Origin of the sequence: Fischerella thermalis PCC 7521, from assembly GCF_000317225.1 — a bacterium.
GTDB lineage: Bacteria > Cyanobacteriota > Cyanobacteriia > Cyanobacteriales > Nostocaceae > Fischerella > Fischerella thermalis.
This window is the reverse complement of record NZ_AJLL01000027.1, coordinates 20,853-45,708: the sequence shown is the minus strand read 5'-3', so window position 1 is coordinate 45,708 and position 24,856 is coordinate 20,853. Positions and strand designations below refer to the sequence as shown.

Here is a 24,856-nt window from a genome sequence, read left to right as displayed (position 1 = left end):
GTCTCTACTAAAACGCGTTGTAGCTGATAACTTGCACCAAGAACAACAAGATCCCCGACTTCTCTGAAAAGTCGGGGATCTGGACTTTGTGATTCTCACAAATCATATAAGATTGCCATATATCCCACTGATGAACAAATTCAAATACTTGTTTATTATCTGATGAGCCTTATAATGATTCTTAATTAAATTGATAAGCGCGGCTCATCAGAAAATTGCCGCTGCCTAAACATTTCCAGTTGTACTTTAAAAGTAACTAGTTGTACTTTTAAAGTAAGTATAAGAATCCTATTTAATTTCTGCGAAGCTAAGTACACATCAAAGAGCCTTCTTAGTTATTGCTTATTGCCTATTGCCTAACCCAAGCTTTTACTTTTTAAACGCATGGCGCATAAAACTTGTCACCAACAATATCACGAATTTCTGCTACTAATTGATTGTAAGTAGAATCTGATAAAGCCGGTTCTGCTCCTTGTAAATTAATTGTTTCATCCAAATGAATCCATGATTTACAACCACCATACTCAGGTAGATAAGGAATTTCCCGAACTTGGGATAGATTGTATGTCCTTAGTAGCAAAATATATAATGGCTGACGTGCTTTCCATTTGAGGCGATCGCTAATAAAATGCTCGTTCCAAATATGAAAGGGAAGCAAAGCATTAACTATTAATTCATCACAAACTGGAAAAATATCGGTAATTTTTGCCCAACTGCCAATGCGGATTGTTTGTGGATGCCAGCCTGGTGTCACAGGATAAACAAGATTAGCATACTCAGGCTTGAGTAAAAAAGGTTGTTGATGTTCGTAAGTTGGGTAGAGCAAAACCTCGTCATGGACAACTTGGAAGCGTCCATTACGTTCGTGAATACCACCTTTACGAAGCAGCATGATTGTTTTTCCTGCTTCTAAAGCAGTGACGGCAACTGCCCATTCTTTAAGTGCGTTAAAAGTTGTAGTCACCATAAGTATCTACTTTAACTCTGATTTTATTTGACGCCAAGAGTAATGCAACATGCCACTATCTGGGGAAATGAATTGAGGAAGATTTATAGAATAAATCTTTTGGCTTCAAGTTGCTGAGTACTGGTTTGGATTGGTAGTATTTTTAAACGCTAAGACTCGCACAGGAAAACGCAAATAAGTGCAGATTTTAGCTATAGGAATTTCATGATGAATGAATTTATGCAATTTTGTCCTTAAATTGGGAAATAAGAAAAATTTGGTAAATCGACTATTTAACTAAACTCAATACCTGGTTTAATTGCAAAAATATCTACCTCTCACCAGAAGATAGAAAAACAACTTGCACATTTATTCCTCCTTGCACTCGGAAACTTTGCCTTGATGCGGACGATACAAAATTTTATTTTCGTAATAAAATAATCATTCATATGTATTTTTTGTTACAAAACAATGTAATCTGACACTAACCTTGAGACAGAAGACCAATAAATCATCACAGATAAGTATTAAGAAGAAATTTCCATATTCAGTAAACACTTCTAAATGAGCATATTTAGTTGCATATCAGAGAATATCTGATATCAAGTTCGGCTAACTGCTTACGATATTATGCTTCTTTGTTAGGCATTGAGCATAGAAAAATCATCAGTATCTTAATTACCAATTACCAAAATTTTTGCAATTTACTGCACAATTGAAGATTTGTTTGGAGAACAAATGAGCGAAAAACCCAATATAAGTTTGCGTTCAACGCTTGCTAGTGTTGTTGTGATTGCTAGCGCTAGTACTTTAATAAGTATTCTTACAGAAGCTCCATCCATTAGCACACCATACTCTCAAAATGAAGGAAAATCTACAGTTAATTCCATAAATCAGCCTATTAATTTAAAGATTATTCTTAGCCAACGTCAAGTTATTCTTTATCGAGGCAAAACTAAAATTAAATCTTATCCAATTGCAGTAGGTCGACCAGGTTGGGAAACTCCAATCGGTAATTTCCAAGTACTTAATATGACTAAAAATCCGACTTGGTTGCATCCTTTTACAGGTGAGTCTATTCCAGGAGGAAGCCCTAAAAATCCCCTTGGCCGCTATTGGATTGGATTTTGGACAAATGGTACAAATTGGATTGGTTTTCATGGCACTCCTAATCCTGAATCAGTAGGTAAAGCAGCCTCACACGGTTGTATTCGTATGTACAACAATGATGTTCAAGAATTATTTGAGCAGGTAAGTGTAGGAACACCAGTAACTGTAGTGCAATAGGTTGGTTAGTTTTATCCTGAATACCCAAAAGTTTCATGTAAAAAAGACTATTGAAGCCTGCCTCTTTTTCTTGTGTTAGTCTTTCATATAATTCTGTTGATGTGTACAACCTTTGTGGTTGAAGAATTATTCCACCAGATAGATAGAGAAACGCCTGTAATTGTAGTGCAATAGCTTGGGTAGTTTCTTGATTAATGATACACCTACCTAAAATGCGTAAGCTCAAAAAAGCATTATTAATTAGGGTTTAAACATGCAAAAGCGACGCTTGGGTACATCAGAAGTAAAAATTACACCTATCCTCATGGGGACTTGGCAAGCTGGTAAAAAAATGTGGGTAGGAATTGAAGATGTGGACTCAATTCAAACTATACGTGCAGCTTTTGAAGCTGGTATTACTACAATAGATACTGCGGAGGTATATGGTGACGGGCATTCAGAACGAATTGTTGCTGAAGCTTTATCTGATGTCCGCGATCGCGTCGAGTATGCTACTAAAGTTTTTGCCAGCCATCTCAAGTACAATCAAGTTATAGAGGCTTGCGATCGCTCTCTCCAAAATCTCAAAACCGACTACATAGACCTTTATCAAATTCATTGGCCTTCGGGTGCGTTTAATAGTGAGATTGTCCCGATTGCAGAGACAATGGATGCTCTGAATCACCTAAAAGAACAAGGTAAAATTCGGGCTATTGGTGTTTGCAACTTTTCCCGTAGCCAATTAGAAGAAGCAGCTCAGTACGGACGTATTGATAGTTTACAACCGCCCTATTCTTTATTTTGGCGACAGGTAGAAAAAGATGCTATGCCATATTGTGTGGAAAACAATATATCTATTCTTGCCTACTCACCATTAGCCCAGGGATTGTTGACAGGGAAATTTGGCCCCAATCATAAATTTGATCCCAAAGATAACCGTAAAGATAACAAGCTATTTCAAGGAGAAAACTTTACTCGCGCGCAACAAGCTTTAGAAAAACTGCGTCCAATCGCACAACAGCATCAGTGTAGTCTAGCTCAGTTAGCCCTAGCCTGGTTGATTGCTCAACCTCAAACTCAAGCGATCGCAGGTGCGCGTTACCCAGAACAAGCACAAGATAATGCTAAAGCAGCTGATGTTCAACTTTCAGAAGCTGAACTGCAACAAATTGATGCTATTGGGCGTACTGTTACTGATCATCTTGATGATAACCCTGTGATGTGGAGTTGGTGATTATATTGTTGGTGGTTGATCTTTGGTTCTTCCAAACAACAAACAACTACCAACTACCAACAAATTTATCTGTTATATTGAGAAACTTAAAGACTCGTTAACTTGAGTTAAAAGGCACTTGCGACTAATTTTTAGGATGATAGATTAATAATTAGGACACCAAACAAAGCACAACCAAACTGAATTGGGCAAATGACTTGGTGTCCCCCGTCAGAAGCCCAAGTAAGCTGTCAGCATAACAGTAATATTAAAGTGGTATATTCTCCTAGTTAGGAGAAGCCAAATCCCGGAGCGGAAAAACAATATTATGCTGGGTTTACTGCTAGTGATGTCCACCTTAGTTTTCTACTTTTTTAACTCTGAACGATAACATCAACTTGATCACCAAAGAGTTTGCATAACCTGGTCCCCTTTGACCAGGTTTTTGCATTTTTAGTATTCATAAATTCCTGCTTGGCTGAGACAAGGAAGCTTTGTCTCCCTTATCCTCCTTATCACCAAACTTACCAGACCCATAGAGAAACAGTATTAGTCAGTGTTACAAAGAAAGGAACCCGCGTTGTAGTGAGGGCTTTTCTTGTTTTTATATCATGTCCGATTAATAATTTATGATATATAGCTTCAGCATTGGGTATTGGTTTTTCCCATTACCAATTACCCATTACCAAATACCCTGTTGATACAATTGAATGGACAATCATATTTTCTTCCAAAAAATAGCTGCATTTACTCTTGTAGCTGCACTTTCATTTCCTGATGATGTTGGGTCTCGTAAACTCGACCCAACCTACAAAATTTAACTAACTACTAACTACCGAAAAGACCCATTCCCGCAGTAAGGAATTAACCTGTTCTGGTACTTCATCGTGAGGACAATGCCCTGCGCGTAGGAAGTATTCTGTCAATTGAGGATAGTATTGGCGGAATTTTTGCGAACGTTCTCTAGCGTTAATCCAAGGATCTGCTTCTCCCCACAATAGTAGTAAATGACAAGTTAATTGCTTGAGTAACATATCCACTTTTTCACCTTGGGGAGTTCTAAACACCGAGGAAAATACATCGAAAGCACCTTGATCATAAGCAGGGCGAGAAATTTCTTCTATTAGTTGCTCTGTAATTGCGCTTTTGTCAAGATAAACTTTTTCTAGAGTTTGACGAATGACACTTTTTTGTCGGACGTATTGAAATAATAGAAACTGGGCAAAAGGTTGTTGAAAAATCCATTTGGCAACATCACCTAAGAGTTTCTGCAAATTATCTGGCTGTTGTGGTGGTTCGATTTGAGTTTGCAGTGCTTCTGGTTCAGCTGTATGCTCATTCTCATTAAACGGCCCAGCGCTGTTTAGTAATACTAAACCCGCTACTGCATCAGAACGTTGGGCTGCAACACACAAGCTAGCATAACCACCCAGAGAATTACCTACTAGTACTGCTTTTTGACCTATGACCTCAGTGATAAAGTCATAAAGTTGGTCTCGCCACACATCACCGCCATACTCCAATTTTGGCTTAGCTGAACGTCCGAATCCCAAAAGGTCTATAGCCCAAACTTCAAAATCGTGGCGCAGTTGGGCGATGTTTTTGCGCCAGTGGTCAGTAGAAGCACCAAATCCATGCACTAACAGTAAAGGTGGATGTTGGAGTTGCGATTTTCCTGCTTGTACATAGTAAATGTTATGCCCTCGCCACTGCCAATATTTGCCAGGAATAGGGGTTGTAGAGAAGGCTGTTGTTGCCTGCATGATTCCAAAGAAATGTTAAGTACCCTCTAATAATTGTAGGCTTTAATTAATTGTTGATTGTTGATAGTTGCTGGCTATTTGGAACTAACTATCAACAAACAGCCAACAACATATAACTGACAAAGGACAAAACATTGATTACAGGGAAAACTAAACTGCTAGGAGTTATCGGCTATCCAATAGAACATTCACTATCGCCAGTTATGCATAATGCAGCGATCGCGCAATTGGGAATAGATTATGTCTACCTGCCCTTTCCAATTAAACCAGAAGATTTACACACAGCTATTCAGGGTTTTGCAGCTATTGGTGTTGTGGGCTTTAGTGTCACAATTCCTCATAAACAGGCAATCTTACGATCTTTGTCAGCCGTAGAACCTATTGCTCAAGCCGTAGGAGCAGTCAATACAGTTATTAAGAAAAATAACTCTTGGATAGGTACAAACACGGATATAGAAGGATTTCTTGCTCCTTTACAAGCACATCAGCAAAATTGGAGTCAGAAAATAGCAGTAATTTTAGGTAACGGTGGTGCTGCTAGGGCTGTAGTAGCAGGTTGTGCAAAGTTAGGATGTGCAGAAATTCACGTTGTGGGGCGAAATGTACAGCGATTGAGAGATTTTTCTCAAAGTTGGGAAAATTCACCACTACAAGTTAATCTCAATGTTCACAGATGGGATGAATTGCCCGAATTAATCCCGCAAGCAGATTTGCTAGTCAATACAACTCCTATTGGTATGTATCCCAAAATCGATGAATCGCCCTTGAGTGCAGCAGAAATGGCAAATCTATCATCGCAAGCGATCGCTTACGATTTAATTTATACTCCTAATCCAACGAAATTTTTACAACAGGCGCAACAAATAGGTGTAACTGCGATCGATGGACTAGAAATGCTTGTCCAACAAGGTGCAGCAGCATTAAAAATTTGGTTACAACGGGAAAGTGTACCTGTAGATGTGATGCGTCAAGCTTTGCAAAAACATTTGGGATTGTGAGGGAATTGGGGAGGTGGGGAGGTGTGAGGGGTGTGTAGACGCGTAGCGTCTTCCCGTAAGGGTGGAGTAAGTATTAAACAACTACTAACAATTACCCATTACCAATTACCCATTACCAATTACCCATTACCAATTACCAAAGATTTAACTGGTTTGGTGGAGAGTCTAAGTTATCCCAAGGAAGGGGTGGGACTTTGACGCCGTTTTGTTCTAGTAATTTTTGGAAGTGACGAGCTGTGTTTGGCGATCGCTCTTCAAGGGGACAATGAACAAAGAAATAAATGCGCTTTCCCTGCTGCAACCATTGCTGAATTTGTGTAACCCACTCTGCCATAAAAGGCTGGTTAATTTCTAAATTGGGGTGAGAAATAAACCGAATCAAACTAAAAGGTGCGGTGATACTAAACTGCACTGGTAATTTGGGTTTGCGTCGTTCTGATTGTAGCTGGGGGTCGTCATCACCAGTGTAAATTGGGCGGGAGTCTAGTAATACTCTTCCTACACCTAACTTTTCTAATAGTGCTTCCAAATTACTAGCGTGGGGTTCTTTGAACCAGTCGCGGTGTCGCACTTCCAAGGCTAGTGGTATTTCTGTATGAGGCCAAGCTGACAAAAAAGCGGTGAGATCGTCAAGTAATGTCGGTGCATAACTAGGGGGTAACTGAGCAAAAATCGGACCGAGACGCTTACCTAGAGGACGCATCACCTCGATAAATTTCAAAGCATCAGGGATATAAGGTTGTAGCTGTTGATTGTGGGTAATATCTCGGGGCAATTTTAAGCAAAATTCAAAACCTGGTGGTGTATCGGTTGCCCATCGGGCTACAGTTTCTTGGTTTGGTATAGCGTAGAATGTGGTGTTACCTTCCACTGTAGTGAAACGACGGCTGTAGAGATGGAGAAAGTCAGCAGGGCGAGTACCTGGAGGAAAAAGTTCACCCACCCAACCTTTATATGCCCAAACAGCGCAACCGATAAAAAAGCTCAAAATTATATTCCTCCGTAATCTCTGTACCTCTGTAGTTCGATTTTTGAGAACTGGTGCTTAAGTTCAACAGCAAAATCTTCTTAACCCGAACTGAGGTTTATTAGCTCAGCCTCTTCCTTTTGGTTACTTTGGTTACTTCTTTCCATCACCCCATCTCCCTACCTCCTCCACTCCAAATTTCCCTGCCGTTCACATTTAAAACTGCGATCCTGCCAAGCTTTGATATCCACATCTGCCAACTTTGTCACTTGAGAACATTGCGGCTGAATAATCTGGCTTAATCCTGCCCACAATAAACTACGGGTCAGATCTAATCCAGTTTTCGCCCAATATTCACGATTACCAGGAATGCCTTGCTCGTGTACCACTTCTGTTTCTACCCAGATACCATGTGCGCCTAATAAAATCTGTGCTAGCCATTTTGCCCGTGGTAGGTGTGTGGGGGAGGTGATTAACATGACTTTATGCACATGCCAACGACGTAGAATCGGAATACTATAGTAGAAATTACTGAAAGTCGAGCTAGCGCACTTCTCCAGCCAAACATTTGCCATTGCAGCTACTTCCCTTTGAAAAATGAGCCAAATACAGACGTCTGGCGAACCTCCAGAAATTAAAACTCTGACTTGTGGGTATTGCTTGGTCAGTTTGGCGACGTACATTTCCCGGCGAATACTGCCACCAAGTACGAAAAAAGTGTCCACTGGCTTGGAGGATGCGGAGACTAAAGTTATAGTGGTAAACACTAGCCAAATGCTAAGGAGAAGACCCAAGCAAAATTTAATTTTTCGTAACACTCTCCACTTTTTCGACAAGGTATTTCTACGGGGAACATTATGACTACTCGTAACTTTACGGTTCATGACAACTTTATATAAAATTTAAATTACCTATATTTTTTAATCATTAAAATTGATGCATCTAGCAGTAATTGGTATTAGGTAATAATGAGTGCAATTATGACACTGATGAAAGTGTCATGCGAATGCAGTAAGCTGACTGAGCAAGTTGACTAGTGCGGGATAAGTCCTTGATAGAAATTGCGGTATTTTCAAGACAATTAAAAGGAAAACAGGATGAAGGGAGTATAGCCGAGCAAACTAATAACTTTCTAAAAAGCTTCTGATTGCTAAATTGTCAACCACACAACTATTCCAGCTTATATACATGAAACAATCTGCAAAACGTTACTCGCCACTGCAAGTAGCTTTAATTGGAGGAGCGATCGCCACCACAGCTACAGTATCTGTGTTCGGACCAGGTTGGTGTCGTTCTGTTCGTGCAGCTCTACAAGATAGCCCTAAACAGGTAGTTGACCAAGTATGGCAACTAGTAAATCGCGAATATGTAGATGGTTCTTTTAACCGCCAAAATTGGCTAACAATCAGACAAAGCCTATTAAGCAGAAACTATTCTTCTCGAGAAGAAGCTTACACCGCTATCCGGGAAGCGCTGCAAAAGCTGGGAGATCCATACACGCGCTTTATGGATCCTAAACAATTTGAAGCCCTAACCAACCAAACATCCGGGGAAGTCTCTGGGATTGGGATTCGGATGGAGGTGAATGAAAATAGCAAGCGGTTAGTTGTTGTAGAAGCCTTAGAAAATTCGCCAGCAATCAAAGCCGGTATCAAGCCTGGAGATGAAATTGTAGCTATTGATGGCAAATCCACCCGTCAGATGAAGATCGAAGACGCATCCAAGCTGATTCGTGGTCGAGCAGGTACAATGGTGACTTTGCGATTGGAAAGAGAAGGACACAGTGCTTTTGACCTCAAACTGACACGAGCTACGATCGAAGTTCCAACAGTACGTTATGCCCTCAAACAAGAAGGTCGCCGCCGGGTTGGCTATATTCGTTTACGGGAATTCAACGCCCATGCTGCCGATCAGATGCGACGGGCTATCCGTGATTTGAATGGCAAACAAGTTGATGGCTTTGTACTAGATTTACGGGGTAATCCTGGTGGTTTGTTGCAAGCCAGTATTGAAATTGCCCGGATGTGGATAGACAATGGCCCAATTGTCCGTACTGTAGACCGTAGAGGCGGTAGTGATGAGAGTAAAGCCAATCACACAGCCCTAACAAACCGTCCTTTAGTGGTACTGGTTGACAATAACTCAGCTAGCGCGAGTGAAATTCTCACAGGCGCACTTAAGGATAATAAACGAGCAATAGTAGTTGGTAGTCAAACCTTTGGCAAAGCCTTAGTCCAATCAGTACATGAACTAGGAGATGGTTCTGGTGTAGCAATTACCATTGCCCATTACTACACTCCAAAAGGTACAGATATTAACCATAAGGGAATAACACCAGATATTAAGTTAGACTTAACAGAAGAACAACAGCGGCAGTTAGCATCTAACCCTGATTTGTTAGGAACTAACAAAGATCCTCAGTATACCCGTGCTTTGAATATTCTTTCTAACAATCAGTTTGCCCAACCTTTGCAAAATCAAACTACTCAAAAAGCAAACAGCTTTGGTGCTGATAATTTACGACTTTAATACTCAGGTTTAGGATTTGGGAATACTAAAAATTAGGCAGTTGTTTGTTGTTTGTTGTTTGTTGATTATCAAAAGTATCAACAACTAACCACCAGCCAACAACTACTAACTAGTTGTGAATCCCAAATCCTAAATAGTATGAATCACCAATCAACTAACACAACGACCACTGATGCTTTCTTGCCGAGGGTATCGGTGGTTATCCCTATTTATAACAGCGAAACAGATTTATCAGAATTAATTAATTGTCTATTTGCTCAAACTTACCCAAAAGAATGGGTAGAATATTTGCTAGTAGATAATAATAGTAGCGATCGCACTTTTGAAATCTTACAGCAAACTGCTAAAAATTCTCCTATATTAATCCGTCCTCTTAGTGAAAATCAAATTCAAAGTTCCTACGCTGCCCGTAATACAGGTATTCGCGCTGCGAATGGGCAGATTATTGCTTTTACCGATGCTGATTGTCGTCCTCAACCAGAGTGGCTAGAGTTTTTAATTGCACCTTTTGTTAACAATGATGTGGCAATTGTTGCTGGTGAAATCACAGCACTACCTGGCAATAATTTACTAGAAAAATTTGCCGACCGTCAAGATACTTTATCGCAAAAGCACACCCTCAATCATCAGTTTTGTCCCTACGGTCAAACAGCAAATTTAGCGATTCGACGACAAGCATTAGAAAAAGCAGGTTTATTTCGCCCCTATCTGACAACTGGTGGTGATGCTGATATCTGTTGGCGGATTCAGCGAGAAAATATCGGACGCTTAGAATTTGCGACCAAGGCGATCGTACAACATCGCCACCGCACCACACTCAAAGAATTACAAAGCCAATGGCGGCGTTATGGACATTCAAATCGCTATTTACATGAATTGTATGGTGTGGAGTTAATGCGAGACATAACATTAAAAGAATGCACCTATCGATTAGCACGCTGGTTAATCAAAGAACTACCAAGAGATAGCATCAAGGCTTTAGCAGGTAAAATTCACCTCGTAGATTTATTAAATACTCCCATTGGTTTATTCACTGCTAGAGCGCGTACTGTCGGTCAAAGAGAAGCTAAATTACCAGAGGAAGCTAAAATCATTCAGATGCTATAAATATTTGAATTTTGAAGTTGTGAATAGTTAATAGTTGATTGCTAATTGCTAATTATTAATTTTAATTAGCTACCAACTCAAGTTGGACTGCGGAAAAGGTAATTGGTAATTGATTTTTGCCATTACCGATTACCCATTACCAGCCTACACGATCTAATCTCTCATCTAGATTTATATTCTTAAAAAACATTTCTCATCTCAAAGGTAATAAAGATTAAAGAAGTTAGATATATTTATAATTAAATTTAGGTTAAACTCTCAGATACATCTACACTTCTATTTTTAGAATTTCATTAAAACTTCATATTTTAAATAATGTTATTTCCCTGCCAGCATTTATAAAAACGTTATCTGACATCTTGCACCTACCCCATATCCTGCTTGAGAATAAATTCTCAAGCTAATAGCATAAGTCCGTTGAAACGGACTGAAATACCATCCTAGTCAGATTTATCTGACTTTTGCTATTAGCCAAGGAATTTATTCCTTGGCGTATGAAAATTTGATGCAAGATATAAATTATAATTCTTAGCAATATTACCGTTATTTTCAGTACTTTGGATTTACTGGAGTTTTATAATGTTGTATTGGAAAGATGACGCTGGTTTACCAAATTTCTATAAAGGTTGGAATGTCTTTATAGGTGAAAAGCAAAACGACACAGCTGCTAAGCTTGATCAATCACTTCAGAAAGTGCTTGAGTGGTTGAAAGAGTATATGTCTGTAGATACTGTTACTTTCCTAATACCTGTTACAGATCAACAGAACCTGGATGTGTACGCCAGTATTGGACTTGAGGAAGAGATAGCAAAACATATCCGTATTCCCATTGGGCATGGTATAGCTGGTCGCATTGCCGCAAGTATGAAGCCAATGATATTAAATAACTTGTCAGAGGTCGAAATAGTTAGCCCAATTCTACGCCAAAAGGATTTGAAATCACTTGTTGGCATACCAATACCGCTTAAACAAGGCGTGGTCGGAGTACTGCACGTTGGCACTCTTACGCCTCATCAGTTTACTGAACGTGATGTGGAACAGCTACAACTAGCTGCACATCGTATCAGCACAATAATAGATACAGAGGTCTTAAATTGTGAGCAGAGCCAGTACAATTCGGAACTTGGTTACTTTAACAGTGTAAGTCAAGTTTTGACATTAAATATTTCTGCGTTGAAAGAACAAGTCTTGAGACTAGCTATTACTTCACTAGATTGGATAAATTCAGCTAGGGAGGAAGCAAGGAATATAATCTTCCTATATTTCAATACGATTGAGTTAAGGTTTTGAATCCTTGTAACAAAGGGTATAGGGGTATGGGATGTAAAGGAAATTAGACTCAGGTGCAACAGTTGTAATCATTCCTCCTACACCCTATTCTGATTGGCTTGCTCATCCATCACTCTTTATGCATGATTACCAACAGCCTGTTAAATTGGAGATAAAGTCGAAGGAAGGAAACTGTAAATGTCAGCACAATTGTTACTGGTAGATGATGAACCGGGGCTGCGTGAAGCAGTAAAAGATTATTTACAGGAAAGTGGTTTCAACGTTCAGGTTGCCAGTAACGCTCGTGAGGGCTGGGAGTTGATGCAACAAAGTACACCTGATTTGGTAATCTCTGACATTATGATGCCTCAGGTAGATGGCTATCAATTTCTCAAGCAACTCCGTGAAGACCCCCGGTTTCAAGCATTACCAGTGATATTTTTAACCGCAAAAGGCATGACGACCGATCGCATCCAAGGTTATCAAGCCGGCGTAGATGCTTATCTGCCCAAGCCTTTCGATCCTGATGAGTTAGTGGCAATAATCGAAAATTTGCTAGCACGACGGACAAGCAAAACTCCAACTACAACTGAAGAAGGAGAGACACCTGACATTGCCGATTTGGCTAATCAAATCGCCCAAATCAAAGCACTGTTGACTCAAAGAAATGCGATCGCCCAATCTCCACCACCATTTACAATCGACTTAACTCCCCGTGAGCAAAGTGTTTTAAATTTGGTAGCAGAAGGCTTAATGAACAAAGAAATTGCTCGTCGCTTAGAAACCAGCGTCCGTAATGTTGAAAAATATGTCAGCCGTTTGTTTAGTAAAACTGGCACGAATAGCCGAACTGAGTTAGTTCGTTTTGCTCTTGAACATGGTTTGGCTAAGTGATGTAGAAGGCGGTCGATGCAGGCGAAATTTTTATCATTTACCCTTCGTTGTGTGATCTAAAATTGTACCAATTCACAAAATTCTTGATACAAATCCTCCACGCCACGTGCTTTATGCCGAGAACCCTAACTTTACAGAAGCCACTGGTGTGTCTACTGTAGTCGCTTATGGGGAAATCACCACCGCACTGGCTCCCCTTGTCTTTTTGCCAACTCTATTGTCTAATCAACATAATCCAGAAGTCAGAATTCTGAGGTCAGGATTCTGATTTCTGTTATTTTTACGATTTGTATAGAGTGTGATACCAATTTGAAAAATGATTGCAACAGATAGATTTACAGAATCTATACCCAGATAAAGATTTCCAATCTAAAATGGCATGAACCTCTCAATATTTATCAAGAGTGCTGGTTCTAGCAATACCCTGGAAATATAAAATCAAATTTAAAACCTGCCAGAAAGCAAGGTTCAAACACATTAGTAGGCACCCAGTCTGTATCCGTAGTGCAAAGGGTGAAGGCTACTGTAAAAGGGATAGTGTCTCTCCCCAGACGCCCAAAAAGAACCTTCTCAATAGAGTAAAAGTGTACTGAAGCTTGTAACTATTGGGATTGGGTTACACAAGCAGACTCATCAAAATAACAAATCAGCCAATGAGAAACTCAAAAAAGTCACCATTCCCTGCCCAATACAAGACATACAATTACTGGTAATTACTGTTCACAAGACTAAGCATTTTCAGTAGAGTTACGTAAACGCATTAATTGACGTCGCATTTGTGGTGATGCTTTCAGTTCAGAGATTTCCTGGGCTTTAACAGAAGCTTGCAGAGTCTCTAGAAACTCGTCAGATCCTTCAGTTAGTAAAGCATCTAATAACACCTGCAAAAGTTGGTCGCGATCGCCTAATAAACTTTTTTCCTCAATCAACCGAAATTTGAGATGGATTTCACATTCATAAACGCCTACTTCAATATTATTTATTTGGCGTGGTAATACTTTAGAGTTCATAGTTTTTAGGATTCCTTTATTTTTTGATGATAGAGGTGAGGGACTATATCTAGGCGCAAAAATTCTTTATATTTTTTTGAAATCCAAAATGTTTGAATCAATCTTTTTCTTTCCTTAAACGAAATTTGCATTTCATTTTGCTTCTCCTGCTATTGTTTCTATCTCGACTCTTAATGTCAAGACTCAGATTTTGCAGCAAATACTGTGGTTGAACCAAGCCATAACTATTATTCAGTTTTTGAGATTGTATACAATAAAGTTTCTGTAAGAACTTGTTGTGGCTTTTTAAAGGTTTTTACATCAACTTTATCTCTTCGTCAATAACAGTTTGGGATTTTACTGATTTAGTCGTGGTTATACGTAAGTACAAACCCGGATTTTATTTTACATAATGAAAGCCTGTCGTTGTTAGGGAAAAATTTACGTAAAATTACTAGATGTAGGATTTTTCTTGTTGATGAATACGTACAAGTTATTAATAGGGAAACTCTTAATCGGTAACAATTTTTCTTTGAATAGACAATATAAACTGAGTGCAAATTATTCCAGCCAAGTATACTGTTTTAAAATGCCTTTCGCTGGACATGTACGAAAAACTTGACAGTGATGCATACCAAGGGGTTCCTCCTCACTAAATAATTTTCTTCTTTCCTAAAAAATAAAAACAATATATCCAAATCAATACAATCACTAAGGACTTGAACTGTTCTCATTGATTAAGTTGGGTGCCAATCCTATGAAAAAGCAGAGAGTAGAAAAATTGTGAGCTATACCAACGTCAAGATGTAACTACCCAACACTAGAGTCCAAACTCCTACTAAATCATTAGACAGATGAGGGCTTCCATTGGTTAGGATCAGCATCCTCCACTCATTGTCTGTTTTTTAGCGCAGTAAACCCTCACCTCCCGTAGTCTTGTGCTAGTAGATGAATCTTTTGCCTAATAACAGGCCCAGATTTTTGATTAGAGGGTTGTGGCGGCCATCTTAGCTAAAGATTCAAGGGGATTCAACTGTGAGTTGGGAGGATAAGGAATTGGGAATTGGAACAATGATCAATATCCTAATTAACTTTCCCTGTTACCTGTTGGCCGCTACTCACCGTTCGCCAATCAAGATTAAGATAGAAATATCCCTATTCTCAAAAGGCTAAGAACCTGATAGGTATTCGCTGATCGTGGCATCTTCGATAAATTGCTTGTATTCTAGTCAAACGAGAACTGCTATTACCTGAATCTGACACCGTTATGGACGATAACCCAATGCTGCTTAAGTCCACAACCCGGCATATCCGTATTTTTGCGGCAGAAATTGACCGGGATGGCGAACTAGTTCCCAGCAATCAGGTCTTAACGTTGGATGTTGACCCAGACAACGAATTTACCTGGAATGAAGATGCTCTGCAAAAGGTTTATCGCAAGTTTGATGAACTAGTAGAAGCATCTAGTGGTGCAGACCTGACTGATTACAATTTACGCCGCATCGGGTCAGACCTAGAGCATTTTCTGCGATCGCTCCTGCACAAAGGCGAAATCAGTTACAATCTCTCTGCTCGCGTCAACAATTACAGCATGGGACTTCCCCAAGTTGCAACTGAAGATCAAGATAGTTACGGGTTAATGAAGTCATAAGTGAAGAGTTAAGAGTTATGAATTATAAAATTTTTACTCCTAACTCCTGTACAAGCAAGGCATTAGGGTATATATCTTGGCATTAAACCACTGATAAATTGTTACCTAATGCTTTACCGCTACTTTCTCAAACAACTGGCTGCTTGGCTATTGCCACAGCCTCTTGTTATTTTACTGTTTACGCTCTTGTCTCCAATTCAAGCAGCAGAACTAGTTGGGCGTGCTGTCTTGAGTGCGGATACGTTTGCTGCTGGTTCGACAACAGCTCAATTTAAAAAGACAAATCGTACAACTCCTTTTGTTCATACCCAACCTGTACAGGGTTTTTCCGGTGTTGTTAAAGGACCAAAAGCAGGCACTTATCTAGTCATTTCAGATAATGGTTTTGGCAGTAAGGGCAATTCGCCTGATTATAGATTACGTATTTATGCGATAGAACCTGATTTTACTACAGGTAAAGTTTTTCCTGTGAATCTACAAAGCGGAGAAAGACTATCTTGGTTTAGTCGTCAAAGCTTTTTGGAACTAAATGATAAAAATCGTAAAGTTAACTTTCCTATTGTTGCAGAAAAATCATTTTATCCAGGTAGCACTATCTCTGTTAGCCAAGAAATCAGAACAAATCGTTTATTAACAGGGGGAGATTTTGATATAGAATCCTTCCGCCGCTTGAGTGATGGTAGCTACTGGTTGGGAGACGAATTTGGCCCTTTTTTACTGCATATAGGACAAAATGGCGAACTACTAGATGCTCCTATTCCTTTACCCAACTTTTTAGGTATTGGTAAGTTAAATTTTGTAAAATCTCCTGACCACCCAGATTTGATGAATTTACCTGATGAGCAAGCAAGAATTGATGCTGCAAACCTGGGTGGTTCTAGAGGTTTTGAAGGGTTGGCGCTTAACAGTAGTGGAACCAAACTTTATGCTTTGTTAGAAGGATCTTTAAAGCATGACTCTTTAAAGCAGCGCCTGTTAATTCATGAATTTGACTTAGCGACCAAACAATACACAGGTCAAATTTTCTTTTATCAGCTAGAACACCAAAGCCATGCAATTGGTGAACTTACAGCAATTAATGATCATGAATATATTGTGATAGAACGTGATCACAAGCAAGGAGATCCTCACAATTCCGCCTTTAAATATCCTGCTCAATTCAAGCGTATTTATAAAATAAATCTTAAACAAATTGATGCTCAGGGTTTTGTAGATAAAGAATTATTGGTAGATTTATTAAATATCTCAGATCCCAATCGCATAGGAGGCAGTAGCACCAAGGCAGGCAGCTTCACATTTCCATTCGTGACTATAGAAAGCGTATTGCCTGTAGATAAAACAACCCTGCTTGTAATCAACGATAATAACTATGCTGATAGTTTTGGTCGCACTCCTAGACAAGTTGACAATACCGAATTTATTCTCCTACGCTTAGAAAAACCTTTAAATTTATTTAATGTTGAATAGTCATCAACTATTTAATTTGCAAATTAAAATTAAGATTTCTAATAAGAAATGTAATCTCATTCATATTAATTTATTAACAAACTTAATGTCATGCGTAAACTCAAAAATCAATAAATATTGCTGTATAACCACCGACTGCAACCAAATTAGCTTTTCTGATTCATCAAATTGCAGTTGTCCTAAAGTTTCTTGGGCATTTTTGAAGATGATGTAAAGCTGTTTTTTTCCTGAGATCTACTCCAAAACAATGTGTGTTGTCACTTGGATATGAGCATCCATCAGATCAGGAGCATCTACAGCAACTTCTTTGGATTTATCCTCAATGGTTTGTGATTCTTCTGAAATTACATCGCCTGACATAGCAGTGCGATGAATTTTTTTTTCATTATGATCTTTAACTACACTTTAACTGAGTAAATATGTTAAATTTGCTTTTAACGTGCTAGGCAGAAGTAATAAGCTTAATGTTTTGGCTATAGCAAATTGCTAACAGCAAGTAAAGACAAGCTATTAGCTATGTTCTTTCAGTTTGTTTATTGATGCCGGACTACCTATAAACTAAAAGAAAGACTAGTATTATCTCCTCTTTCTTCTGGGGTAATTAGTCTCAACCAGCAGTTGTAGCTGTGAAGGCGTTATATTTGGATGACAAGTAGTCAGTTTATTCTCTCCGGTGACGGAGCAGTCTACAAAGTAACTGTGGGGTGGAGTAATTACTATTGTTGTTGGGGCGCACCTTCGTACTTGACTTGATCGATCAAAATTTAAATTATGATTGTTTCGATTGTTCCAAAGTCTGGATATATCAATTTAAAAAAATATGAGCGGTCTAGATACCGCCGCCAATACTATTAAGGAAATTGCCAATCGCTGACCGGTGGGAAAACTATGGAAAATGATGCGGCTAACCTCTATTGCCCAAACGAACTTTGTCAGGCTCCCAACTCTATAACCCACAGCTTCTGCCAGCGATGCTCTACATCTTTACCCAAACGCTTCCTCTGGGCTGTGGCAGATGGTCTGAATTTGGGTAATCCTGGAGAGATATTAGCCACTCGCTATCTAGTCATAGATAAATATATTCTTTTAGATACTAAGCCTGGTTATTTACCCCAAACGCCAGATCCAGAAAAATTACAATCAATCAGACCTTATTTAAGATTAATTCCCTACCGCTTACATGTACCACAGGTATACGGTGTAGTTTCTTTATCAAATGGCAGTCAAGGGCAAGACATATTACTTTTAGAAAAACCGCCGCTAAAAATTATATATAGCGCCACTTCATTCGATGTACAGCTATGTGGTGAGTTAACAACTGTGTGGAGTGAAGTTACATCAATGCGACAACTTAATTGGTTGTGGCAGATAGCACAATTGTGGCAACCTCTGGCTAGTGAAGGTGTCGCCTCAAGCTTACTTAATCCCCAACTATTAAGGGTAGAAGGCTCCTTAGTCCGGCTACTGGAATTGCGTTATGAAGAGGATTCTGTAGCGAGTTTGGCCCATTTAGGAGAGTTTTGGCAACAGTTGGTAAGCACAGCCAAACCAGCGATCGCAGAATTTGTCAAAGAAATTTGTTATGCCTTGATCAAAGGAGAAATCCACACAGCTGAGCAACTAGTGAAAGTTTTAGATAAAGGACTCTCAACACTAGGGCGTTCCCAATCTCCCGCCATCACAATTGCTACAGTCAGTGACACAGGTCCAAGTCGTCAACGCAACGAAGACGCCTGCTATCCACCTAGTGGTAGCATTATCAGCAAACCACCCCACTCCAGCGCTTTGGCAATAGTTTGTGATGGAATCGGCGGACACGAAGGTGGTAATGTCGCCTCAAATCTGGCGATTGAAACCATTCAACAGCAGGTACAAGAACTAACTAAAGTTCCTTACGATCACATTGACCCAAATTCCCTACTAGAAGATTTACAACGAGCAGCAGCTGTTGCTAACGACAAAATTAGCCAGCGCAACGACAGCGAGAGTCGCCAAGGACGCCAGCGGATGGGAACAACCTTGGTCATGGCTTTGCCTGTCGCCCATGAAATGTATATTGCTCATGTTGGTGATAGTCGTGCCTACTGGATTACGCGCCATGGTTGCTATCAAGTAACCCTTGATGATGATGTCGCTTCACGTGAAGTACGATTGGGCTATGCTATTTATCGAGATGCCATCCAACAAGGTGCTTCTGGTTCCTTGGTACAAGCTTTAGGAATGAGTCCTAGCAGTTCATTACATCCTTCAGCAGAACGCTTTATTCTTGACGAAGATTGTATTTTTCTACTGTGTTCCGATGGTTTGAGTGACTTTGACCGTGTGGAACAGCACTGGGAGACAGAAATTTTACCGTTAATCCACGGTAAAACTGACGCAATGAGTGTGGTAGAGAAGTTACTAGAGATTGCTAACACCCAAAATGGACATGACAATGTCACCATTGCCCTAGTACACTACCAATTTAAGTACTCAGAACCACAGACAAAACCACAATTTGTTTTGTCTGACATAGCTGATCTGGCAACTGTTAGTAGTGTTTACCCAGCCAAAACCCTACAACCTAAAACAGAAGGTGGTTATCATCAAAAAACCCAAGTCATTCCAGATACCCAGCCAAGTAAGCGACCGAATTTTGTGCCACTACAGTTGATTATCCTTGTAGGATTAGTGTTAGGTGCTGGTTTATTTGGGACTTTGTGGATGCTCAATAACAAAAAAAACGATTCTGTTCTTCCCACAATTCATAATACTCCCTCTGTTGACTTGAAACCAACTATTGTATCACCTGCACCAAGCGATCGCCTTGATCTGATTGAGACAGCAACTAAGATACAACTATTGACAAATACATCACCTCCACAACAAGCGATCGCACCTGCTGGCAGTGTTTTGAGAATTCTCAATAGTCAAGTAATCACAGCACAACAGCAAAATCCAGATCAATTACTCTATGTGCGGATATGCTCTGTTGGAGATGGTGTCACTTCACCTACAAACCTATCTGACCCGTTAGCTCCTATACAGAGAAATCCTGCGGTGAAAGCAGGCGAAGTGTACAAACTACAATTATCCGAATACCAAAAATTATCACAGGCACAGGATATCTCTACACCCTCACAGGAAGTTATAGCTCAATGTCAGTCACAGCCTTATCGTACCTTTGCACCATCGAATCAACGAGAATCAGGTTCTAAACAGACTAAACCCCGTCGTCACACTGAATAGTCAAAAACTCGATAAACTAGTAGAAACCTGAAATAATACAGGTAAAAGTTAAAAGAAAAAATTCAACAAAAGGCAATTATTTTTGTTGTCTTTTGTAGCTGCGTTATTGAAAAATTTTGATTTTGATGTTTGTATGTAATGAATCCATCCCTGAACTTGGCGGTTAAGCGTCTCGTCAATGCTGGTCCCGACCATTTCGCTATTTGTGTGTTTGAAGCTCCCTACCCTGGCGCTCGTGATATCCATGATTGCGTCTGGTCAGCGGAGTTAACTCAAGTTTGGCGAAAGTGGCAGGAGATGTTTGCTCCTGACAGTTGCATAGATATTTCCCCCACAGCCATACCCACAACATCAAACCCACTCCCAAATGAGTTGCTTTCACCAACTTCTGGTCAGATGAGTTACACTAGCCATTTGATGCAACATTTGGGAATTAGCCTCTGGCGTTGGTTGTTCGATGGCCCAATCTTGGGCAGTCTGGAATACAGCAGTGGTATTGCCGCTGGTCAAAATACACGTTTGCGCTTTCGACTAGAAATTCGTGACCCAAATTTAACTGCTTTGCCGTGGGAAATTATGCAGCGCGAAGTTGGTCAGTCGGCAATGTCACTGTCTCAAAACATTTTATTTAGTCGTACTACTAATGAGGTTGAACCGCTACCACTGCGTTTGCGACCTGATCAATCATTAAATATTCTGCTAGTCCTGGGAGAGGATGAAAATAATCTCCAACTGGATAGAGAAGCTGCTATTTTAGAGCAAACTCTTTCTAATGGCTCTATAGTGGGAAGTCATAGCCAAGGATACGCACCTTGTACAGTCAAGACACTAGTGCAACCAACCCCACAGCAGTTGATCCAAGAACTAGAAACCAGAAATTACAATATTTTATTCTATGGAGGTCATGGCTCCCGAGGCCCCGATGGTGGGTATTTGCATTTGCGTCCTGGGATGCGTCTCAATGGTATGGAATTGGCACAAGTTCTCAGCCATACGGGAGTGAAATTAGCAGTTTTAAATGCCTGTTGGGGAGCGCAACCTGCTGCTGTTAACGGTCAGGCGATACCTTGCAGCAGTTTGATCGAGGTGCTGATTCGCAATGGCGTTCCTGCTGCTTTAGGAATGCGTGACCAAATTGCTGACGAGGAAAGTCTGACTTTTATTCATACCTTTGTCCAAGCTTTGCGAAGGCGACTGCCAATCGACCATGCTGTAGCAGAAGCAAGACAAAATCTATTGGCAGTTTATAGATTTAACCAACTACCTTGGACATTACCTGTTCTCTATCTACATCCACAATTTGATGGCGAACTGATTCGGAGTTACGAAGAGGGTAATACGGAATTACCAGAAACTTCCATACCTGGTATGGCTTCTCTGCTGCCTATGGCTTGCTTGCGATCGGCTGGGATCACTTATAAACTGAAAACCGGAGTTACTCGCATCGGTCGTACTACAGATAATGACATTGTAATTCCACAGCCCTCTGTTTCTCGACGCCAAGCTGAAATCTTGTGTCGGAATACTTTCACAGGCGCTAATCCAGTGCGAACATATTACCTAAGAGAAAACTCTACCTACGGTACAACTTGGATTTCCAGCTCTAGTAATAGTGATTGGCAACAAATCCACCACCAGGAAGTTCTGCTGGAACCAGGAATGCAGTTAAAGTTTGGTAGTAGAAATAGTCATCCTTGGGAGTTTATGATTGAGAGTTCCTAAACTGAGGAGTCACAAAGGATTTTAGATTTTGGATTAGTTGGACTTCTGAAATCTGGGAGCTTGTACTATCAAGTAATTATCAGTCAGTTCATTTGTAGCCGAATCTACCATTTTGGACAACTTACATACTAAAAGTAATTGTCCACAATCAGGTAAAGAAAATCCTTACAACTTCTTATTTTCCCTAGCTGCTAGCCTTTTGACTCCAGTGTTTGTTTCTATTTTTCAATCTCAGCAAAAAGCTTACAGAAAAACCAGCAGAATTAAACTTTGTGTGCGGAAATTAGATGGAAGCTGGTGTAGCTGTAAATACCACAAAATAATTAATCGGGAGACGACAAAATGAATAGACAAACCAACGGTTTAGAAAAACTCCAAACAATCCCCTCTCAAATCGAACTGGAATTTTTAGAAGCACTACTGCAACCAGAGGATGGCACTTATCCTTGGAATCCAGCTGATGAGCAATCAGAAGAATATTTTCATCACTTGGAAGAGCAGTTTTTGCTGCAAGATGTCCTAGAAGAAGAACTCACAACACGCTCTGAAGATTTTTACAATCATCTAGAAGCGTTATGGACTTCTCATGCTTTACCCTACAATCATACTACAGATAGTAACATAGTAATTCAACTTCAAGAAACTTTACAAAGCCGCTTGGCTACAGGCGTACCAAAACAATGGTTAAAGGCGATCGCTCAAAAAGCTGCTGATATTTGTACTACCCAACAATTAATGGCAGATAAACTAGTGGAATGTGTTCAGTCTGTATTACCTGGCTGGGGAGCTGAAGATTTATTGGTTTTGGCCCGTCCTTATGCTTATGCGATGCGGAGTAGCGAATCACAAAAGACCGCAGAAACTGTTCTTAACCGAATTGATGAACACGAATGGAAAAATCTATCTGAAATTGAACAAGCAAGAGTTAGTATGGCGATCGCTTACTATGCTTTACAACAACTCAACAGCTTTCAGGGGGAAGCTTAAAAAAAATCTATTTTCTTTTAGCCTGCTTCAATCTTTCTATTTGCAAGCAACCTTATATTTGCATGGCGCTCGTCTTGCAAACTTTGTGGAATGTTCTAATTTGTTCTCTCAATTTATAGAGCATTTATCGTATCCGAAACTTATCAAATTGCAAGACCTGCGTCATCTACCTAAAGAGGGAAAAAATATGTTCGTTTTCAATGAGGTGGAGTCTGGAATATATAAAATTTTAGGGGTACACAGCTGTGTACCCCTATTTACAATCTAGTAAAGTTTATACTATTTCAAAAAATTCTTGATACAAACCTTCCACGCCCGGTGACGCCAAGTGCTTTTAGAGAATTTTAGAGAAACGGCATTACTTCGGGCCAAGAAAGCGGGTAGCAAAATTTTGCTCTCTTGTTGGTGATAGCGCCCTGGCTTTGAGAATAGCAGCCATCAAAAAAGCGTAAGATAATACACCGACAACCACTAACAATAAGCCGTTGATGGTTCCCGTAGCATTCCATAAAGCATGAAGTCCTGCGGCAGTTAAATAGCCAACGAGCAAAATCTGCCAACTTTTCCTGGGCTTGAGAACAGCTAAACCAATGAAATAGCCCAGATAGCCACTGTAAGCCATATGTCCTGCCACAGAACCCAAGATGCGGGGAATCAGCAGTTGCAATCCTGCTAGTTGACCAGCACCATCCCCAGCCTGGAAAGTCACACTTTGAATAATTTGCGGTACATACTGCCCCAATGTCTCTAACAGAGTAAATCCTACAGCAGAAGCGGTTCCTAGAAGAATACCATCAAGAGGTTCCCAGACACCGACACGTTCCCGCCAAGGTGATGATAAACCTCTAGCGATCGCATAAGCTCCCAGTATCGGTAGGGCTTTGAGTAATTCTTCCATCAAACCAGCACCGAAAAAGTACCGAATGAGTAATTCTGTAAAGGTAACGGATTCCTGCTGATTTGCAGGCAAACTACCAGGTAGAACTTCACGAAAGAAGAAAATAAAAAAATCTGTGAGAGGACTCAGCAAGATCAACATTGTTGTCAATCCTGAACCCATCAACACCCACCAAGGCTTGCGTTTTCCACACAACTGGTAAATAAAGTAATAGGCGGCAAAAGCTATGTAAGTCCCCACAACTACTTGATTTGCTTGGGGATCGCCGACAGTGGCAAACATCAGTACTACAAAGACGACCGTAAGAATGCCAGGGATAAGATAGGCTTTACGAGTTAAATCTTTACCAGTAGAAATAATGGGAAACAGTTGTGTAAAACTAACCGAAGAATCTGGTATGTTTGTGTTTTGGTAGCCAGCCGGTGGTAGGGATGTGGCTTCGGCAATGGAAGATATTACAGTAGATTGGTGGTTAAATTCGTACTCAAACAACAATTCCGGGCCATCATAGCCAAGAGTAATGCGATCGCCATTTACCAATTGCTGACAACCTTGCAAGCGTTGTCCATTGAGATAAGTACCATTAGCACTGTTCAAATCACAAATTACCCAACCTAATTCGCTATCTGGGGAGGGAGGAAGAGGACGAACCACCGCATGACGACGAGATACCATGCGGTAAATCATGGCATCTAAGACAACTTGACAGCTAGGGTCACGTCCAATTACTACTTCTTTAGTGGGAAACAGCGAATAGCGAAAATCAGACCCATAAGCTGCCCCATTACCAGACACTAGCCGCAGAAATGCATTTTGTCTTGCGTATTTGCCTGTCATCGAGTTGCAGGGTATAAACTATTGCAAAAATATAATTGGCAGTAAGAATTAATCCTAGCTGCACTAATTAGCAGAATTGCTAAATCCACTATAGCTTCACTCTTTGCTCAGGAATTATAAATTAT

At 40.1% G+C, this 24,856-nt stretch carries 19 protein-coding genes; 12 read left to right on the top strand and 7 right to left on the bottom strand.

The annotated features are described in order from the left end of the window. Positions 1 to 376 precede the first annotated feature (376 nt). Complete coding sequence (locus UYK_RS0106225) at positions 377 to 967, bottom strand: DUF1802 family protein (protein WP_009458611.1); 591 nt, start codon at positions 965 to 967, stop codon at positions 377 to 379. 717 nt (positions 968 to 1,684) lie between these two features. Between UYK_RS0106225 and UYK_RS0106220 the strand changes: the two genes are divergently transcribed. Continuing rightward, the gene (locus tag UYK_RS0106220) at positions 1,685 to 2,233 is read left to right on the top strand and encodes a L,D-transpeptidase (protein WP_009458609.1); all 549 of its coding nucleotides are present in this window, start codon (positions 1,685 to 1,687) and stop codon (positions 2,231 to 2,233) included. 253 nt (positions 2,234 to 2,486) lie between these two features. Next, a complete protein-coding gene (locus UYK_RS0106215; RefSeq protein ID WP_016871102.1) occupies positions 2,487 to 3,446 on the top strand; it encodes an aldo/keto reductase in 960 nt (319 codons plus the stop codon). A gap of 800 nt (positions 3,447 to 4,246) precedes the next feature. Here UYK_RS0106215 and UYK_RS0106210 read toward each other — a convergent pair. Then, a complete protein-coding gene (locus UYK_RS0106210; protein WP_009458604.1) occupies positions 4,247 to 5,188 on the bottom strand; it encodes an alpha/beta fold hydrolase in 942 nt (313 codons plus the stop codon). Between the two features lie 134 nt (positions 5,189 to 5,322). Here UYK_RS0106210 and UYK_RS0106205 point away from each other — a divergent pair, with 134 nt between their 5' ends. Beyond that, the gene (locus tag UYK_RS0106205; RefSeq protein ID WP_009458603.1) at positions 5,323 to 6,186 is read left to right on the top strand and encodes a shikimate dehydrogenase; all 864 of its coding nucleotides are present in this window, start codon (positions 5,323 to 5,325) and stop codon (positions 6,184 to 6,186) included. Between the two features lie 133 nt (positions 6,187 to 6,319). Here UYK_RS0106205 and UYK_RS0106200 read toward each other — a convergent pair whose 3' ends face one another. Continuing rightward, on the bottom strand, positions 6,320 to 7,174 hold the full coding sequence (locus tag UYK_RS0106200) for a DUF72 domain-containing protein (RefSeq protein ID WP_009458602.1): 855 nt from the start codon (positions 7,172 to 7,174) through the stop codon (positions 6,320 to 6,322). Between the two features lie 158 nt (positions 7,175 to 7,332). Then, positions 7,333 to 8,037 (bottom strand): YdcF family protein, encoded by a 705-nt coding sequence (locus UYK_RS0106195; protein WP_009458601.1) that lies wholly within the window; start codon positions 8,035 to 8,037, stop codon positions 7,333 to 7,335. A gap of 304 nt (positions 8,038 to 8,341) precedes the next feature. Here UYK_RS0106195 and ctpB point away from each other — a divergent pair, with 304 nt between their 5' ends. The 4 genes from ctpB (at position 8,342) to UYK_RS0106175 (ending at position 12,952) form a co-directional block, all read left to right on the top strand. Continuing rightward, complete coding sequence (ctpB, locus tag UYK_RS0106190) at positions 8,342 to 9,682, top strand: carboxyl-terminal processing protease CtpB (RefSeq protein WP_009458600.1); 1,341 nt, start codon at positions 8,342 to 8,344, stop codon at positions 9,680 to 9,682. Positions 9,683 to 9,820: 138 nt separating this feature from the next. After that, the gene (locus UYK_RS0106185) at positions 9,821 to 10,789 is read left to right on the top strand and encodes a glycosyltransferase family 2 protein (protein ID WP_026086377.1); all 969 of its coding nucleotides are present in this window, start codon (positions 9,821 to 9,823) and stop codon (positions 10,787 to 10,789) included. A gap of 579 nt (positions 10,790 to 11,368) precedes the next feature. Then, complete coding sequence (locus UYK_RS0106180; RefSeq protein ID WP_016871098.1) at positions 11,369 to 12,079, top strand: GAF domain-containing protein; 711 nt, start codon at positions 11,369 to 11,371, stop codon at positions 12,077 to 12,079. A gap of 177 nt (positions 12,080 to 12,256) precedes the next feature. Further along, positions 12,257 to 12,952, top strand: a complete 696-nt coding sequence (locus tag UYK_RS0106175) for a response regulator transcription factor (protein ID WP_009458589.1) — start codon at positions 12,257 to 12,259, stop codon at positions 12,950 to 12,952. 728 nt (positions 12,953 to 13,680) lie between these two features. Here UYK_RS0106175 and UYK_RS0106170 read toward each other — a convergent pair. Then, positions 13,681 to 13,962, bottom strand: a complete 282-nt coding sequence (locus tag UYK_RS0106170) for an Npun_R1517 family heterocyst differentiation transcriptional regulator (protein WP_009458549.1) — start codon at positions 13,960 to 13,962, stop codon at positions 13,681 to 13,683. Positions 13,963 to 15,208: 1,246 nt separating this feature from the next. Here UYK_RS0106170 and ndhM point away from each other — a divergent pair. Both ndhM and UYK_RS0106160 read left to right on the top strand, forming a co-directional pair. After that, complete coding sequence (ndhM, locus tag UYK_RS0106165) at positions 15,209 to 15,592, top strand: NAD(P)H-quinone oxidoreductase subunit M (protein WP_016871097.1); 384 nt, start codon at positions 15,209 to 15,211, stop codon at positions 15,590 to 15,592. Positions 15,593 to 15,700: 108 nt separating this feature from the next. Then, positions 15,701 to 17,059, top strand: a complete 1,359-nt coding sequence (locus UYK_RS0106160) for an esterase-like activity of phytase family protein (protein WP_016871096.1) — start codon at positions 15,701 to 15,703, stop codon at positions 17,057 to 17,059. Between the two features lie 234 nt (positions 17,060 to 17,293). Here the strand turns inward: UYK_RS0106160 and UYK_RS27515 are convergent, their stop codons facing one another. Next, on the bottom strand, positions 17,294 to 17,419 hold the full coding sequence (locus UYK_RS27515; protein WP_009458543.1) for a hypothetical protein: 126 nt from the start codon (positions 17,417 to 17,419) through the stop codon (positions 17,294 to 17,296). Between the two features lie 528 nt (positions 17,420 to 17,947). Here UYK_RS27515 and UYK_RS0106150 point away from each other — a divergent pair. From UYK_RS0106150 to UYK_RS0106140, 3 genes are all read left to right on the top strand, one after another. Beyond that, positions 17,948 to 20,287: a PP2C family protein-serine/threonine phosphatase gene (locus tag UYK_RS0106150; RefSeq protein ID WP_016871095.1), complete on the top strand. Its 2,340-nt coding sequence runs from the start codon at positions 17,948 to 17,950 to the stop codon at positions 20,285 to 20,287. 138 nt (positions 20,288 to 20,425) lie between these two features. After that, positions 20,426 to 22,009 carry a CHAT domain-containing protein gene (locus tag UYK_RS0106145; RefSeq protein ID WP_009458540.1) on the top strand — a complete coding sequence of 528 codons (1,584 nt, stop codon included), beginning with the start codon at positions 20,426 to 20,428 and terminating at the stop codon, positions 22,007 to 22,009. A gap of 342 nt (positions 22,010 to 22,351) precedes the next feature. Continuing rightward, positions 22,352 to 22,996, top strand: a complete 645-nt coding sequence (locus UYK_RS0106140; protein ID WP_016871094.1) for a hypothetical protein — start codon at positions 22,352 to 22,354, stop codon at positions 22,994 to 22,996. 358 nt (positions 22,997 to 23,354) lie between these two features. On the opposite strand, the gene UYK_RS0106135 is transcribed toward UYK_RS0106140, so the two are convergent. Continuing rightward, the gene (locus UYK_RS0106135; RefSeq protein ID WP_016871093.1) at positions 23,355 to 24,731 is read right to left on the bottom strand and encodes a PrsW family glutamic-type intramembrane protease; all 1,377 of its coding nucleotides are present in this window, start codon (positions 24,729 to 24,731) and stop codon (positions 23,355 to 23,357) included. Positions 24,732 to 24,856 lie beyond the last annotated feature (125 nt).